Annotated in this window: 16 protein-coding genes; 5 read left to right on the forward strand and 11 right to left on the reverse strand. The window is 55.7% G+C overall.

The features are described from left to right. Nucleotides 1-63 precede the first annotated feature (63 nt). From EYC98_RS16015 to EYC98_RS16030, 4 genes are all read right to left on the reverse strand, one after another. Nucleotides 64-477 (reverse strand): MaoC family dehydratase, encoded by a 414-nt coding sequence (locus EYC98_RS16015; RefSeq protein ID WP_279246384.1) that lies wholly within the window; start codon nucleotides 475-477, stop codon nucleotides 64-66. After that, on the reverse strand, nucleotides 470-1,003 hold the full coding sequence (locus EYC98_RS16020; RefSeq protein WP_279246385.1) for an FAS1-like dehydratase domain-containing protein: 534 nt from the start codon (nucleotides 1,001-1,003) through the stop codon (nucleotides 470-472). The genes EYC98_RS16015 and EYC98_RS16020 overlap by 8 nt, the downstream gene beginning before the upstream one ends. Then, nucleotides 1,000-2,091, reverse strand: coding sequence for a Rieske 2Fe-2S domain-containing protein (locus EYC98_RS16025; protein WP_279246386.1), 1,092 nt, complete (start codon nucleotides 2,089-2,091; stop codon nucleotides 1,000-1,002). Before EYC98_RS16025 ends, EYC98_RS16020 begins: the two co-directional genes overlap by 4 nt. 105 nt (nucleotides 2,092-2,196) lie before the next feature. Beyond that, nucleotides 2,197-2,679 (reverse strand): YajQ family cyclic di-GMP-binding protein, encoded by a 483-nt coding sequence (locus EYC98_RS16030; RefSeq protein WP_279246387.1) that lies wholly within the window; start codon nucleotides 2,677-2,679, stop codon nucleotides 2,197-2,199. A 77-nt stretch (nucleotides 2,680-2,756) separates the two neighbouring features. Here EYC98_RS16030 and EYC98_RS16035 point away from each other — a divergent pair, with 77 nt between their 5' ends. Together EYC98_RS16035 and EYC98_RS16040 are read left to right on the forward strand one after the other, a co-directional pair. Further along, complete coding sequence (locus EYC98_RS16035; protein WP_279246388.1) at nucleotides 2,757-3,665, forward strand: ketopantoate reductase family protein; 909 nt, start codon at nucleotides 2,757-2,759, stop codon at nucleotides 3,663-3,665. Continuing rightward, nucleotides 3,665-4,303 carry a lysoplasmalogenase gene (locus tag EYC98_RS16040; RefSeq protein ID WP_279246389.1) on the forward strand — a complete coding sequence of 213 codons (639 nt, stop codon included), beginning with the start codon at nucleotides 3,665-3,667 and terminating at the stop codon, nucleotides 4,301-4,303. Before EYC98_RS16035 ends, EYC98_RS16040 begins: the two co-directional genes overlap by 1 nt. A 54-nt stretch (nucleotides 4,304-4,357) precedes the next feature. Here the strand turns inward: EYC98_RS16040 and EYC98_RS16045 are convergent, their stop codons facing one another. The 5 genes from EYC98_RS16045 to ampD are packed head-to-tail and all read right to left on the reverse strand — an operon-like array spanning nucleotide 4,358 to nucleotide 9,590. Next, nucleotides 4,358-5,746 carry a serine/threonine-protein kinase gene (locus EYC98_RS16045; protein WP_279246390.1) on the reverse strand — a complete coding sequence of 463 codons (1,389 nt, stop codon included), beginning with the start codon at nucleotides 5,744-5,746 and terminating at the stop codon, nucleotides 4,358-4,360. Then, complete coding sequence (locus EYC98_RS16050) at nucleotides 5,747-7,303, reverse strand: sigma 54-interacting transcriptional regulator (protein WP_279246391.1); 1,557 nt, start codon at nucleotides 7,301-7,303, stop codon at nucleotides 5,747-5,749. It abuts the gene before it with no gap. Nucleotides 7,304-7,356: 53 nt separating this feature from the next. After that, nucleotides 7,357-8,124 (reverse strand): SDR family NAD(P)-dependent oxidoreductase, encoded by a 768-nt coding sequence (locus EYC98_RS16055; RefSeq protein WP_279246392.1) that lies wholly within the window; start codon nucleotides 8,122-8,124, stop codon nucleotides 7,357-7,359. Nucleotides 8,125-8,139: 15 nt separating this feature from the next. Then, nucleotides 8,140-9,009: a regulatory signaling modulator protein AmpE gene (gene ampE, locus EYC98_RS16060; RefSeq protein ID WP_279246393.1), complete on the reverse strand. Its 870-nt coding sequence runs from the start codon at nucleotides 9,007-9,009 to the stop codon at nucleotides 8,140-8,142. Further along, complete coding sequence (gene ampD / locus EYC98_RS16065) at nucleotides 9,009-9,590, reverse strand: 1,6-anhydro-N-acetylmuramyl-L-alanine amidase AmpD (RefSeq protein WP_279246394.1); 582 nt, start codon at nucleotides 9,588-9,590, stop codon at nucleotides 9,009-9,011. The genes ampE and ampD overlap by 1 nt, the downstream gene beginning before the upstream one ends. Before the next feature lie 117 nt (nucleotides 9,591-9,707). Here ampD and nadC point away from each other — a divergent pair, with 117 nt between their 5' ends. Continuing rightward, nucleotides 9,708-10,547 carry a carboxylating nicotinate-nucleotide diphosphorylase gene (gene nadC / locus EYC98_RS16070; RefSeq protein WP_279246395.1) on the forward strand — a complete coding sequence of 280 codons (840 nt, stop codon included), beginning with the start codon at nucleotides 9,708-9,710 and terminating at the stop codon, nucleotides 10,545-10,547. 58 nt (nucleotides 10,548-10,605) lie between these two features. Here the strand turns inward: nadC and rraA are convergent, their stop codons facing one another. Next, the gene (gene rraA / locus EYC98_RS16075) at nucleotides 10,606-11,094 is read right to left on the reverse strand and encodes a ribonuclease E activity regulator RraA (RefSeq protein WP_279246396.1); all 489 of its coding nucleotides are present in this window, start codon (nucleotides 11,092-11,094) and stop codon (nucleotides 10,606-10,608) included. Next, nucleotides 11,094-12,842, reverse strand: coding sequence for an acyl-CoA dehydrogenase (locus EYC98_RS16080; RefSeq protein ID WP_279246397.1), 1,749 nt, complete (start codon nucleotides 12,840-12,842; stop codon nucleotides 11,094-11,096). The genes rraA and EYC98_RS16080 overlap by 1 nt, the downstream gene beginning before the upstream one ends. Nucleotides 12,843-13,042: 200 nt before the next feature. Between EYC98_RS16080 and EYC98_RS16085 the strand changes: the two genes are divergently transcribed. Next, nucleotides 13,043-13,990, forward strand: a complete 948-nt coding sequence (locus EYC98_RS16085) for a LysR family transcriptional regulator (RefSeq protein ID WP_279246398.1) — start codon at nucleotides 13,043-13,045, stop codon at nucleotides 13,988-13,990. Between the two features lie 138 nt (nucleotides 13,991-14,128). Beyond that, complete coding sequence (locus tag EYC98_RS16090; RefSeq protein ID WP_279246399.1) at nucleotides 14,129-16,309, forward strand: malate synthase G; 2,181 nt, start codon at nucleotides 14,129-14,131, stop codon at nucleotides 16,307-16,309. Nucleotides 16,310-16,325 lie beyond the last annotated feature (16 nt).

Below are 16,325 nucleotides of genomic sequence, written 5' to 3' on the forward strand. Positions count from 1 at the left end.
CGCATTCAACCCCGCTGCAGCAGCAGCCGGAAGACCATGCCAAACGATAAACGTCCGGCCGCCTTACGCCAACAAGTGCAACACCACGGTACCGGTCACATGCGGGCCCAATTGATTGTTACCGGCTATCGCCACCGTGACTTCTCCAGTAGCGTTGTCGCAAGCTTGTACTTCTCCACTAAAAGTCATGCAGTCACCAGGGAAATTGGGCGCACCCAGGCGGATGTCCACCTTCTTCAGGCGTGCGGCGGGGCCAGCCCAATCAGTCACATAGCGTCCGACTAGGCCATTGGTAGTAAGGATATTCATGAATATATCCGGCGAACCCAGCGCTTGAGCCGCGTCTTTGTCATGGTGAACATTCTGATAATCACGGCTGGCAATAGCGCCGCCGACAATAAGCCGCGGCGTAATATCAATACTGAGTTCAGGCAGCTTAGTACCGACCACAAGATCAATCAATCGTAACTCAGCCATCGGCATTCTCCCGGCTACCGGGGCGGTATTTGAAGACCCGAAAGCGCATAGTCCCTACCAGTTCATCCCGTTGGTTATAGAACGTGGACTTTTCCGTGGCAAAAAAACCCGTACCCAGGGCAGTGGTTTTCTCCGCAGAAATTGATTCCAGTTCGGCTTTGTAATAAATCTCGTCACCCGGTTGCAGATACTGCTCGTACTCCTGCTCGCAGTTGACCGCCACCACACCCGGGTAGCCTGCAGCTTCCAGTACTTCCAGCACTGCAAAGGCGCTGCCCGAGCTGGAGCCAGGCGCTCGCTCACCGGCATAGCCAACCATGGACCATGCCTGCAGCATAGTTGGCGGGGCCACCAGTTGTTGATGTTCAACCGCCTGCGCTGCCTGATCGCTGGTATAGATAGGGTTAGTGTCACCCATGGCCTCACACCAGTGCCGGATCATCGGCGCGTTAACCGGATCCCATGAATGGAACGGTCCAAACTCTTTACCCACATACTGCTGTAGGTCTGGCAAAGTCGCGCTCATCGTCCGAATAACCCCGCCTCAAGCTGTCTGACCTCATCACTGGGTTTGTCCAGCGTCGGGATATGGTAGATGCCAGCGGCTTCATCCAGATAGTTGGCCGCATTCTCGCGCTTGTCGTAAAAGTGCCCATACCACTTACGCACCATGCGAAAGGGGCCATCGTTGGGCATTTGCATGACCCGGATGGCAGAGCGCTTATGCCGCCAAACATCAAAATCAGCCGCAAAGGCATCCAAAGCGCCAGCCTGAATACCTTTTGCCGTTGCTATATCTGCTTCCGAGTGAGGCACATTGTCGGCCTTGGCAAGAGCCGCATGCCAAACCTTTGACACCCCATCATCAATCGGGGTGTTAGCGATCAGCTCAAACGTCAACACATCACCAAATTCCTGCTTGGACAGCAATACTCCGGGACCGGTGTACCAGGTAGTAGTGGTTAACATGGCATTGTATTTCTGATGAAAGCCGCCCTGCCGCTGGATACAAAGATGCCCATCAATTTCATTCTCGAAATATTCGCAGGGGGCACCATGGGTCGGCCCCAAATGTTGGGCATCGGCCATATTATCCAGTATTTCCTGCCCGTGCAGCTCGATCTCACCGAGATGGTCCAACTCCCAGCGCACCCAGCTAGGGTCATCCCATTCCTTAAGGCAGGGCGCTGCATATTCAGGCTCTCCTCCCTCAGGATCCCACCACATCATGACGCAGCCCATGACATCTTCGACATGGTACGAGCCTATGGCTGCAGACTTGGGCAAAGCGCCCTCATGGTAAGGAATGTCATCGAGCTTGCCATCTGCACCATAACGCCAACCGTGATAAGGACAGCGGATTGAGTCACCCTCAATTTGCTCGCCATTTTGCACAATCATGGCGCTCTTGCTGGCCGCAATATGAGTCCCCATATGCGCGCAATAGGCATCCAGCATTATGGGCTTGCCACTCTCCCCGCGATACAGAGCGAAGTCCTTGCCAAAAAAACGGACGGGTAGCGGTCCTGCATCCAGCTCACTACTCTCTGCAACAATGAACCAGCCCCGCGGAAATACCTCCGGGCCCAGTGAATACTCAGCTGCTTTTGCCATGTTATTTACTCCCTATCGTTTGCAGACCACGCATTATGAACAAGCACCCGGTCAGCACCAAATTCGCCAGTCACCCTTTCTAAACCGCACTGCGGTTTATCCGACCTAATCTCTGAAGTTGGTAAATTGCAGAGGATATTCCAGATCCAACTCCCGCAGTTGCGCCATTATCTGCTGTAATTCATCGCGTTTCTTGCCCGTTACTCGCACCTGTTGGTCCTGAATTTGTGACTGGACCTTAAACTTGGTTTCCTTGATGGCTTTGTTGATAGTCTTGCAGGTCGGTGAGTCCAGCCCATGCCGCAGGGTAATAACCTGCTTGACCTGCTTACCCAAACCGGTGATATCACCCAACTCCATAGCCTTGGGGTCAAGCTCACACTTAATCAGTGTACTGCGCAACATATCCTGCATTTGCTCTACCTGAAAGTCCGCATCTGCAGTCAACACCACACTGCGCTGGTCGCGCTCAAAAGAAGCCCCCACGCCTTTGAAGTCAAAGCGGTTAGCAACAATACGAGCAGCCTGGTCGACCGCATTTGTGAGCTGATGCAGGTCAACTTCAGAGACAATATCAAAAGATGGCATAAGGTATACTCGCTGATTCAGATGCCGCTGATAATAGCATTTAGTAGCGGAAATCACTGCTGTGAAAGGAAACAATCTTGACTGAGCGCTGGCACATTCTGGGAGCGGGAGCCATCGGTACCCTGCTCGCCACTCAGCTGCAGGAAGCCGGCAGCAAGGTGTCTCTGCTGCACCGCAACTGCGCCGGCGCAGAGGTAGCGCCGGCGCAGTTGAAACGATATGCCCAAGGCCGTGTTTCAACTCACCACTTAACCCGCTCAAGCGCTGCCGCTGTGCAGGAGATTCAAGGTCTTATCATTACGACTAAAGCGGCGGATGTGATACCGGCATTACTTGACGTCAGAGGAAAACTTGCCGCAGATGCACCGGTGATACTGTTGCACAACGGTCTTGGCATCTATGAGCAGCTAATCAACCACTACCCGGCGAGCCTGACGTACTGCGGCATCACTACCGAAGGTGCTTATCTGGATAATGCCGGAGATTTGATTCACGCCGGGCACGGAGACACGCGGGTGGGCCAGCCTGACGGGGCAGCAACGGCAAGGGCGCTAAGCGAACTGCTCGAGCCACGAGGAAGCTGGCTCTGGGATGCAGACATAAACCTGTCGCTGTGGCGTAAACTCATGATTAACTGTGCCATCAACCCCCTCACGGCCATACACGGTTGCCGCAATGGCGAGCTGCTGGAAAATCCGCAGCTGCGCGAGGAAACCCAGGCACTGGTCGCTGAACTAGCGGCCGTCAGCGCAGCCGCTGGCTTTAAACAGCTAGCCGCAACCCTACAGAAAACGGTGGCCGGGATCATTGGCGCAACCGCCGACAACGCCTCGTCCATGCGGCAGGACCTGGAGCGTGGACGCGCCACGGAAATCGAGGCTATTACCGGCTATTGCTGCCGTCGCGCCACTACGCTCAATGTCCCTACCCCACTCAACCATCGATTGCTGCAACAGGTGCGGCGAATAAGTATGGAGAAAAACTGATGCTGCTAATCATTGCTGTCGCCGCAATATCAGTCGTTGCGCTGGTTTGGGTTGAAACCCGGGGCCCGCGGCGGCTAGCCTGGCTGTTCAAGCCACTAGCGGCTAGCTGCTTTGTAGCGCTGGCGATTGATAGCGGCGCCCTGCATAGCGGCTACGGTCAATGGCTATTGGCCGGGCTGGCACTGAGCTGGCTGGGTGACGTGCTGCTGATACCCGACAGCGAAAACTGCTTTAAAGCCGGACTGGTCAGTTTTCTGTTGGGTCATGTCATGTACGTGGTGGCCTTTAGTCATCTACCACTGGTGCCACTCCTGCTCGGTATTGGTCTGACACTGGCGTTGGCACTGGGGGCTTTATCCTGGCGCTGGTTACAACCGCATTTGGCCCTCGATATGCGCATACCGGTGGCCCTATACGTCACCGTGATTTGCGCAATGGTGACCATTGCCACGGCAGTTGCGGATAGTCCACTGGGCTATGCTGTAGCCATCGGTGGCTGGGGATTCGCCCTCTCCGATCTGGCGGTTGCTCGCCAGCAGTTCGTAAAGCCCGGAGCCAGCAACAGACTCTGGGGTACACCACTGTATTTCGCCGCGCAGTTACTGCTGGCATTAACACCGCTGTTGCTAACAAATTGAAGGGTTAGCCTATTAACAATTCAAGAAATTGGGCTGCCAGGCCCAGGGTCACTTTCAGTTGCCATAGAGTCGGCCGATAGCGCGATCCATACTGGAGCGCCAGGCGCGCGGCGGCACCCCGGTCAGCAATACCGAGTAATCTTCACGTTGCTGTCCATGGGTCTCGCGAATCATGCGCAGTTCGCATAGGTAGGTATTACAGCGAATTCGCGTGTGTAAGCGCTCCTCTGGCGTCGCTCCGGCGGCGCTAAACTGCCCTGTCGCCGCCAGAGCCTGACCCAGTAAACGATGCAACTCATCGGTGGACGGCAATGACTCACCCTCGCTCATCGCGGCGATTAGCGGAGGCCTGAGCTCAACCGGTTGCACGGTTTTTGCGACCTCCTGATAGTAGAGCAGGCCAGATCCTGCCAGCACACTCGCCGCCATGGCACCCGCAATATATCGCGATGGATGCGGCCGACCCCAGCGACCCCACTCGGCCCGCGAAAGAAGCCGACTGCGAGCTGCACCAGTGACACTCGCAGGTAAGCGCGACGGTGAGTCTATTTGCATAATCTCACGACTGCGACCGCCCATCACCGCGCTGAGTGCTGCGCCCTGATAGACCGGTACAGTGCGTTTGATTTTGATCAGCGCCTGGCGTACTTCCAGTGCGCCCAACGTGCGCTGACGTGGGTCCTTGGTCAACATTAGATCGACCAGTTCACTCAGCTCCGGCGCAATGGCGGTATTGCGCTCTTGCAGCGGTGTATGTGGGGTATGCTGGACCTGTTGCAGTAACACCAAATCGTTGGCGGCAGTCGCAAACGGGTGCTCGCCAGCCAGGCAGCGATACAAAATCAAACCCAGGGCAAACACATCAGTGCGCGCATCCAACTCGGCGCCGGCAGCATGCTCAGGCGACATTGCTAATAGCGTTCCGGGCACCGAAACAGGCAGGGTGTCTTCATTGCTGGCGGCCTTAGGAGCAGCTTGCGGGACCCCCAAAGCAATCCCAAAGTCGCCCAATTTTACCTGCCCACTACTGGCAATCAACACGTTCGCTGGTTTCAGATCACGGTGCACAACGCCTGCACGCTGAGCCGCCGCCAGCGCCGAACAAAGGTTAATACCCAGCTGAATCACAGTTGCCTGCTGCAACGCCACCTGTTCGCACAATACCTGTAGATCAAGTCCGGGGACATATTCCATCACCAGCACCAGATGGCTCTTGGTTTCCACCACATCAAAGATCTGCACAATGGAACGATGATTAAGCCGCGCCAATGCGCGCGCCTCCGCGACGACTTGTTCACGCTGCTCACGGTCGCGCGGCGCCGCAATAAGTTTAAGCGCCACCTGGCGCTTGAGGCGGCGATCATAACCGGCATAAACCGAACCCTCACCGCCCTGCTTGACCAATGACTGGACCCGATAAGGGCCGATAGTATCCTGGCCCATTCAGCGCGCCCGCGGCGCCAGTTCCAGAGCACGCCAGCGCCGCAACAGCGCTGGGCGAGAAACACGATGAGTGGCAGCCGCCTGCTGCACCTGCCCCTCGCTCTGGCGATAGACTTCACGTACTTCCTGAGCTGGCACATCGTTAGCCAGACGCAGCTCCTCGATACCCTGTAAACGCTTGTACAGTGCAGTTCGACTGACATCCAATAACCGCGCCGCCCGGGCAGGTTCATAGTCAGCCTGCTCCATGACTCTTATGACTTCATCAGCCGGCAATTCAGCGGCTACTCTATAGGCCTCACTGCGTTGTGCAAAAGCGACAACCGAATCTTGATGGAGTGCGTCCATAATAATCTGGGGCACGCGAAGACTGCCGTGGGCACGCGTGGAAAGCACAATCTGCTGGCAAAAATTACGCAGCTCACGCACGTTTCCAGGCCACCGATAACGCGCCAAATCAACGACCAGAGCGGCCCACTGTCCATGGATAACCGGATCCATCTGTGGCTGATGCAAGGGTGCGGGGGCATTACAATCAAGCTCACGCAAGAAATGAAAAAACAACAGGCCCACATCTTCAACTCGGTCTCGCAAAGGAGGTACACGCAGGGTGACCACCGCGAGTCGGTGCAACAGCGCAGCGCTGAACCCCTGCTCTTCGACACTAGCGTCGGTCGCAGAAACCACACGTACATCTACAGTCTCAATACGACCCCCGGCCCGTTGTACCTCTCCGCTTTCCAGGGCCCGCAACAGCAGCGGTTGCACCGGTTCCGGACAGGCGCCAATTTCATCTAAAAACAAAGTGCCGCCAGCGGCTTGCTGAAAGTACCCCGGTTTATCAGCGTCTGCACCGGTAAAAGCGCCCTTACGCACACCGAACAGTTCCGCAGCCGCAAGCTCCGCAGGAATAGCAGCCATATTGACGGCGACCAAGGGCTGTTCGCGGCGCGCACTACTGCTATGTATCGCCTGAGCCGCCAGCTCTTTACCGGTACCCGACTCACCCCGCAACATAACGGCCGCATCAGTAGCTGCCACCGCGCCAATCTCACTCCGTAAAATATCCAACGCCGAGCTGGCGCCAATAAAGCTACTGTCGCGGCTGGCTTCGGCTCCAGTCTCGACGGGGGCCAGTTTCAACAACAACACCAGACGTCGCGCCAGCAGTAATACAACCCCACGACTTAAATCGGCGCGACTAAGATGATGACTGCCGATAACCGCCTGTCCATCGACATGCAATGAGCTGCCGCGAGCAGGCAAGCTCACGGCAACACCCGCGCGATCGCGGGTAAAAACAATAGGCTGGCGACTTATATGACGGTCTGCAAGCGGCGCTTCATTAGCACTGACGTGAGGATCGGTGAACAGCGGCGAGTGACGACTTAACTCTGCCACCTGCCCAAGCTTGAACTTACCCAACTCACCCCGCTGACCGACACGCTTCAAATTCGGATGATAAAGAATTGTCAGCACCAAACGTGGCGCAGACACGGCCAAAGCATGTCGCAGCGCTACTTCAGGTATCGTTGTTTCAGGACCTCGATCTGCCACCCTCACCACTCAATTTAAACGACCTTTTATTGAGTGTAGCAGCTGCTGAGAATTTAGTAGGGCAAGGTCGCTCCGCCATCGAGCAACAGATGCTCTCCGGTAACGTTGGATGCACCCACAGCAAAAAACCAAATATTATCGGCAACAGTATCCGCCGTCATAATGGCACCCATTGGTGCCCGATCTTTGAAATGCTGCTCCACCGCAGGATAGAGCTCTTCGCCAAGACCTTCACGCAACCATTCACCCTCCACCATGCCGGGGCACACTGCATTGACCTGGATTTCAGGGCCCAGCTCACGCGCCATAGACTGGTTGATGGCCAGCAATGCTGCCTTGGAACAGGCGTAAGCCAGGCTACTGCCCACACCTTTGAGGCCAGCCACCGAAGCTACATTAACGATAGTGCCACCGTTACGTTTCATAACGGGCGCGACCGCTCTTATCATCTGAAAGGCACCGACTGCATTAATTTGATATAGCCGGTGGAAATCTTCAGCGTCCAGACCATCCAGGTCACCATGCGCACAGAACTTGGTCGTGCCAGCATTATTGACCAACACATCGACCCGCCCCCATGACTCTTGCGCAACGCCAACCAACGCATGGCAGGCAGCGTCTTCACCGATATCTGCACCCACTGCAACCGCGTCAACTCCCTGACGATGACAGTAGGATACAACCTCTTCAGCACCAGCCTGATTACTGTTGTAATTGACCAATACATTAAAATTTTCGCGCGCCGCACGTCGAGCGACCGCAGCACCAATACCCGAGGATGAACCCGTAACAATAATGACCTTCCTTGAACTAACCGACACTTGTTAACCTCCTGTTTACAAAAATATTGTGAGTAATGAAACGAACAGTAGCCACGCAATCGCACTGCGTGATATCAAGCCATGCAGCTGATCCACCTCCCATTCACTGACCTGCGCAAAGGTTGCCTGATCACCGCTGTCATTATAAACCGTAGACTTCAAACCCAAAGCTGCATGTGCGCAGTCGCTGAGCACTTGGGCATTGCCGTTACGCAGATCCTGCCAGGCGTCGGACAACAGGGCTCGACTACCTACGTAATCGCCGGTAAGCGCAAAAGCAGTTAGCATCAATCGCGACGGCACCCAATCGATATAGTGAAGTACACTCGGCGCCAAGCCAGCAGCGGGGCGTGCACGACTGCTCTCCGCATAGATCTGCAATAACCGATAGGCCACAGCCCCGACAGGACCAAACAGTACAAAGTAAAAAATCACCGCGAACCAGCGTTCAAAGGCCATATAGACAAAACGCTTCTTCATCCAACGATGCAGTCCTTCGGGACCAGTTTCATCGAAGTCAGCCGGGTCAGCCGCGAACAACTCCTCAGCTGATAACAGAGCAGACTGCAAATCCCCACCCCCGCACTGAGATCGATAACGGGTCACTGCCGCTTCATAGTCACCACGTCCAAAACTGTACAATAGCAGGCACACGGTGAGCCCCATTCCGACCAGCCCAAAAAGCCAGCCACCAAACAACTCCAACAGCAACCAGATTGCCGCTGCCGGCAGCATGATAACCAACAACAATTCCAACACAGGTGGAAAAGACCAACCGGCAAAGCGGTTTAGCAGGGAATAAAACCATTCATCACGCTGAAATTGCTGACTACTGTCCCAGTAATGAACCAGTATCAACGCTACAACCAAAGCCAAAAAAGTCACTATTGATCTCCATCGTGGGCAAGTGTCGCTAAAAAATTTCGCCAATCGAATGCCGGCCCAGGATCGGTCTTACGCCCTGGAGCGATATCTTGGTGGCCACATATCCGCCGACGCGTAAGCGCCGGGTAAGCCTGCATCAATGCTTGGGTCACTCGCGTGAGTTGCCTATATTGTGCACTAGTATAGGCATCATGATCGGTTCCCTCCAGCTCAATACCTACGCTGTAGTCGTTACATTCGGCGCGGCCGCCAAATTCAGAAACCCCTGCATGCCAGGCGCGCTGGTGAAACGGCACGAACTGGATAAGCTGCCCGTCCCGGTCGATAAACAAGTGCGCTGAGACGCACACATCCCGCAGCTGCTCAAAATAAGGATGCTCATCGCAATCAAGCTTGTTGCAAAAAAAATCCTGAACCTGCCCGCCGCCAAATTGACCGGGAGGCAAGCTGATATTGTGGATAACCAGTAAACTAATCTCTGACGGTTCCGGTCGCTGATTACAGTTGGGCGACGGCAGCCGCTGGGCCTGCTCGATCCAGCCATCGATCACGGTGAGGCCTAACTGTTCGAACTTCTCCATTGCAGCGCTTCCATTATTAACCTCGCTATTGCCGACCAGTAAATGCGACAAACGGGAACATAATAGCCCAACCTGCTACAATCGCCGCCACATTTATTTGCTGCAGCCGAGGCGCCAGTGTCGTCATTACCCCCGCAAGAAGATATCAGCAACCAGGTTCGTGCCGCACTGCGTGAGGACGTGGGTAGTGGCGACATAACCGCGCAGCTAATCGCCGCCGACAGCATCGCACGGGCGCGGATAATCTGTCGTGAACCAGGCATATTGTGCGGTACAGCCTGGGTTGATGAAGTGTTTCAGCAACTGGATTCATCAGTCAGCATTGACTGGCAGTTTAGTGACGGCGACAGTCTGAGTGCTGACGCCACACTCTTCACTTTGCACGGCAATGCGCGCAGCCTGCTTACCGGGGAACGCGCAGCACTAAACTTCTTGCAGCTATTGTCGGGCACCGCGACCCTGAGCAGTCATTACGCCGGCGTAGTCGCTGACACTGGCGTCACGCTACTTGATACTCGCAAGACTATTCCCGGCCTGCGCACAGCCCAAAAATACGCCGTGACCTGCGGTGGCTGCGGCAATCATCGCATGGGTTTGTATGATGCTTTTCTGATCAAAGAGAACCATATCCATGCCTGCGGCTCAATTGCCAGCGCCATAGCTAACGCGCGCCGTATCGCGCCTGATAAACCGGTGGAAGTAGAGGTAGAAAACCGCGATGAGCTGGAGCAGGCTCTGGCCGCGGGCGCCGATCGCATCATGCTGGACAATTTTTCACTAGCCGCACTGAGAGATGCGGTGGCCCTGAATGCCGGTCGTGCAGAGCTTGAGGCTTCAGGCGGTATCACTGATGAAAGCCTGCGGCCAATTGCGGAAACCGGTGTCAATTTTATTTCTATCGGTGCGCTGACCAAAGACTGTAAAGCGCTGGATCTGTCCATGCGCATCACCGCCTGAGGCGACTTTGCAAGCATGACGCTAGCTGCGGCAGTTGGTACCGCCGCAGTCACGTCAGCTAAAACAGCGCGCCAGATGCCACTAACACGCCATTGTTGTCAGCATAGACATAGTCACCCGGATTCACAGTTACGCCTCCGATATGCAGTGCAACGTCCACCTGACCTACCCCAAGCTTGTCAGTCTTGAGCGGCGTATTTGCCAATGCCTGCACACCTAGCTGAATCACCGCGATTTGATCAACGTCGCGCACCGCACCATTGATCACCACGCCCGACCAACCATTCGCTGCGGCTTTTTCCGCCAACATATCACCGAGCAGAGCGCGCCGCAGCGAACCGCCACCGTCCACCACGATGACCCGACCCCCACCCGGAGTACCCACCAACTCTTTGACCAGCGAATTGTCCTCATGACATTTCACCGTCACTACCGCACCGCTGAACTGCTGTAGCCCACCAAAATTACGCAGTGGCAGCTCTAGTGCCGCCACTTGGTCCGGAAAATCATCGGCGATGTCCGGGGTAGAGATTGTTAGCTGAACCATTACATCCACTCCGTCGGGTAGTTCTGTAACGCAGCGCTACCACCAAAAATGACTTCTGCATGACTAGCGGCACGCACCAGTATATGTTCGCAATAATAGCGAGTACTGGCGATTTTACCGGGGTAAATAGATCGTTCGCTCTGCTGGCAACGCGCACTGGCGACGACAGACGAACGCGCCAGATGCCAGGCTCCGGCAACGTAACCCAACTGCATCATAAAGTCGTAGGCCCCCGCTTGAGCCGTGTGCCGGTTCTCCTGCAGCTGTTCCACTAGCGTAGTGGTGGTTGCCGCCAGCGTCGCCACCGCGCTGGCCAATGCAGTACCAATGTCAGCAAGCTCCGCATTATTGCAGTCTGTGACCGTCGCTTTCATTTCCTCAATCAGCGCCAACATGGTCGCACCCTGATCACGCCCCAGCTTACGACCCACTAAATCGGCCGCCTGAATACCGTTAGTACCCTCGTAAATGGGCGCGATGCGCGCATCACGCAAGTACTGGGCGGCACCGGTTTCTTCGACGTAACCCATACCGCCGTGAACCTGTACCCCCAGTGAAGCAATCTCTACACCCAACTCAGTCGACCAACCCTTGATCACTGGAATCATCAAATCCACACGCGCCTGCAGTGCAGGGTCAGCTGATTGATGGGCCAGATCCATAGTCACTGCTTCGGTATAGGCCAGTGCCCGCATCGCTTCTGTTTGTACCCGCATGGTCAAGAGCATGCGCTTGACATCGGCGTGCTCAATAATGGGAACGCCACCCTGCACTCGCTCGCGGGCGTAGGCCACAGCTTGCTGATAGGCGCCCTCAGAAACCCCCAGACCCTGCACTCCCATTTTCAGGCGTGCTTCATTCATCATAGTGAACATACAGGCCAGGCCCTGATTAGGCTCACCCAGTAAATATCCGACCGCGCCCGCATCGTCTCCCAGTGCCATGACGCAGGTAGGACTGCCGTGAATACCCAGTTTGTGCTCCACCGATACCGGGTATATATCATTGCGTTCACCCAATCCACCGCTGCCGTCATCCAAATACTTGGGCACGATAAACAGCGATATTCCGCGACTGCCTTCCGGCGCATCAGGCAACTTGGCCAGCACCAGATGCACAATATTATCCATCGCTTCGTGGTCGCCCCAGGTGATGTAAATCTTCTGGCCGAAGAGTCGATAGTGATCCCCATCAGGCACCGCCCGAGTCTTCATCACGCCCAGATCAGAACCCGCACCGGACTCCGTCAAACACATGGAGCCGGCCCACTCACCGCTGGTCATCTTCTCCAGGTAAGCGGATTTCTGCTGCTCGCTGCCGTGGGCTTGAATGGTCATTGCCGCGCCGATACTCAGTATAGGTGCCAGCGCAAAAGCCATATCAGCGCTATTCCACATCTCACAGGCGGCCGTGCCATAAACCTCGGGCAAACCCTGCCCGCCATGAGCGGGGTCAGCAGCAATACCGTACCAGCCGCCGGCCGCTAGTTGCTGCAGGGCCTCGGCATAGCCCGGGCTGATCTGCACTTTGCGCTCGGCGCAGCTGGCGGGCTGCGTATCCCCGACGCGACGCAGCGGCGCAATCACTTCTGCACTTAGCCTGGCTGACTCTTCCAGCAGTGCGCCACTGAGATCGGGACCCACACCCAGTTCTGCAAATCTCTGCAAACCGCCCAGTCGCTCGCCAACCTCACACAACTCGTCGATGACAAACTGCATGTCTTCCACCGGTGCTCTGTAATTCTCCACTGCTCTGCCCCTGCTCTATGACTGAAAAAATCTGCAGCGAGAGTTTACCGTTTTGCCCCCCTGCACCGCCACTCCCGTCAACACACATAACTGATAATCAACAGAAACAATCCACAACCGACCCACTGCATCGCATTGCACCAGAGCGTCGCACGTGATAATTTTCCCCATCTATACCCATAACCCAAAGCATTCACAGCATGAATATAAACCGCGTCGACCTCAACCTTCTGGTCTATTTGGACGCCCTACTGCGGGAGCGCAACGTTACTCAGGCCGCCAATACGCTGAACCTGAGTCAACCTGCCATGAGCAACGGTTTACGGCGCTTGCGCGTTTTGTTCGACGACCCCTTGCTGGTGCGCACCAGCGACGGCATGACACCCACGGAAAGAGCGTTGGAGCTGGAACCGCAAGTTCGCGATATTCTCGAGAAAGTTGACCGTGCGGTACAACCCATCGCTGAATTCGATAGCGCCAATACCGAGCGCGTATTCCGAATTATGGCCAGTGACTACGCCGAGTCGACGCTGTTACCGGCGCTATTGGGAAAACTCAGATCACAGGCGCCCGGGGTTATTCTGGATATCATGACTCCCAGTGATGTCAGTTTCCTTGATGTGGAGCGCGGCAAAATAGACATGGTCATCAATCGCTTTGACAGCATGCCCCAGTCTTTCCACCAGATCACCGTCTGGAACGACACGTTTTCCTGCCTGCTCAGCGCAGACAATCCCTTGCTGAAAAGCTTTACCCTGGAAAACTATCTCAAAGCCCAGCACGTCTGGGTCAGCAAAACTGGCATGGGCGTTGGGGTTGGAGTGGACCCGGCCGATGTGCAGCGCCTCGGCTGGGTCGATGTAGCACTCAACAAACTGGGCAAGAAACGCCAGATTGCAGTTTTCACCAGACACTATCAAGCCGCCATGATTCTGGCAGAGCAGAACGACCTGGTGGTTACACTGCCAACTCTGGCAGCACAACTGCAGGTCAATAACCCTAAGCTGGTTATCAAAACGCCGCCCATTGATATCGCACCACTGGAGCTAAAAATGGCTTGGAGCCCGCTATTGCAACACAATCCGGCCAACCGCTGGCTGAGAAAACTGATTGTCGAGACTGGGCGTGAAATCAGCTGGGAACACTGATCCACTGCCGACCAACATTCAGCAACCGAATAGTGATGATAAAAACGATAAATTAGGGGAATTATACCCCCTCCTTTATAGTATCTGGCCTTGCGGTATAGACCGCTCACATCAGTGTGACCAGGCAGAGGTATCATCATGAGCCATAGGATTACCAAGGGCGGCCTGCAGATTGCCGCCGAGTTGTTCCAGCTAGTGGAAGACGAAGTTCTGCCCGGCATCAGCATCAAGTCCGAGCCCTTCTGGGCGGGACTGGAAACTATTCTTGGCGACCTAATGCCGCGTAACCGTGACCTGTTAGCGCAGCGCGATCAGCTGCAGCAGCAAATCGATGAGTGGCATCGTGACCACCCGGGCGCCGACTATGACCGCGACGCCTATCAGCAGTTCCTGACCGATATCGGTTACCTATTGCCGCAGGCGGAAGACTTTTCAATTACCACCGCCAACGTCGACCCCGAGGTAGCCGAAGTTGCCGGTCCACAATTGGTGGTACCGGTTATGAATGCACGCTATGCGCTTAATGCCGCCAATGCACGCTGGGGAAGCCTCTATGACGCGCTCTACGGAACCGACGTTATCAGCGAAGACAGCGGCGCCGAACGCGCCGGCGGCTATAATCCAGTGCGCGGTGACAAAGTTATTGCCTACGCCCGTCACTTCCTTGATGGCGCGGCGCCGCTGAAGCAGGGCAGCCACAGCGACAGCACGCACTACGCCATTGTCGGCGGCGCCCTGCAGGTTACCCTACAAGATGGCTCCAACACCGGCCTGGCAAACCCCGAACGCCTGCGTGGCTACAACGGCGCGCCAGACGCCCCCTCCGCCGTGCTGCTGAAAAATAATCGCCTGCATATTGAGATTCAAATCGACGCTACCAGCCCTATCGGCAGCACCGATGGCGCCGGCATCAAGGATTTGTTGCTGGAGTCAGCGATTACCACTATTCAAGACTGCGAGGACTCTGTCGCCGCAGTGGATGCCGCCGACAAAGTCGTGGTCTACCGCAACTGGTTGGGTTTAATGAAGGGCGACTTGAGCGAGAACTTCAGCAAGGGCGGCAAGTCGATGCAGCGCACCCTGAATCCTGATCGCAGCTACCTTGACCCGAATGGCGACGGTTTCAGTCTGCCAGGACGCAGCTTGATGTTCGTGCGCAACGTTGGCCACTTAATGACCAATGATGCCATTCTGGACAGCAATGGCGAAGAAGTACCAGAAGGCATCCTGGATGCCGTGTTTACCAGCACCATGGCACTGCATGATTTGTGCGTTAAGCGCCAGCAGGGTAATTCACAGACCGGCAGCATCTATATTGTTAAGCCGAAGATGCACGGCCCCGAGGAAGTCGCTTTCACCTGTGAACTGTTTGCCCGCATCGAGACAATGCTTGGACTCAGCGCCAACACCATCAAACTCGGCATTATGGATGAAGAGCGACGCACTACTGTAAATCTGAAACAGTGCATCAAGGTAGCGGCAGAGCGCATAGTTTTCATCAACACGGGCTTCCTCGATCGTACCGGTGACGAGATTCATACCTCCATGGAGGCCGGCGCCATGACACCCAAGGGCGACATGAAACAACAGCCCTGGATCAGTGCCTATGAGGACTGGAATGTAGATACCGGCCTGCAGTGCGGCCTGCAGGGCAAAGCCCAGATTGGCAAGGGCATGTGGGCCATGCCAGACTTAATGGCAGCAATGATGGAACAAAAAATCGCTCACCCGGAAGCCGGCGCCAATACGGCCTGGGTACCATCGCCCACAGCCGCGACGCTGCACGTCATGCATTATCATCAGGTGGACGTGCGCGAGCGTCAGCAGTCGATCAAGCTGCGTGAGCAAGCGGCCCTCAGCGATATCCTGACTATACCGCTGCACCGTGGACCGGCACTCAGCGAGGAGGCGATTACGCGCGAGCTGGACAACAATGCGCAGGGTATTCTGGGTTATGTGGTGCGCTGGATTGACCACGGCGTTGGCTGCTCAAAAGTACCGGATATCAACAACGTGGGCCTGATGGAAGATCGCGCCACTTTGCGAATTTCAAGCCAACATATCGCTAACTGGCTACGCCACGGCGTTTGTTCAGAGGAACAGGTCCGCGAAACCATGGCGCGTATGGCAGCTGTGGTTGACGCACAGAATGCCCATGACCCCGAATACCAACCCATGGCTACGGACTTGGAGGGCAGCATCGCCTTCCAGGCTGCGTGTGAATTAGTGTTTGCGGGCTGTGATCAGCCCAGCGGCTACACTGAGCCAGTGCTGCATCGGCGGCGCCGGGAGCTTAAAGCAAGCCGCGCGCAAGGTTGAAACACCCTGAGACGCC

The sequence above is a fragment of the Candidatus Litorirhabdus singularis genome, assembly GCF_026262625.1.
In the GTDB taxonomy this organism is placed as follows: Bacteria; Pseudomonadota; Gammaproteobacteria; order Pseudomonadales; family Halieaceae; genus Litorirhabdus; species Litorirhabdus singularis.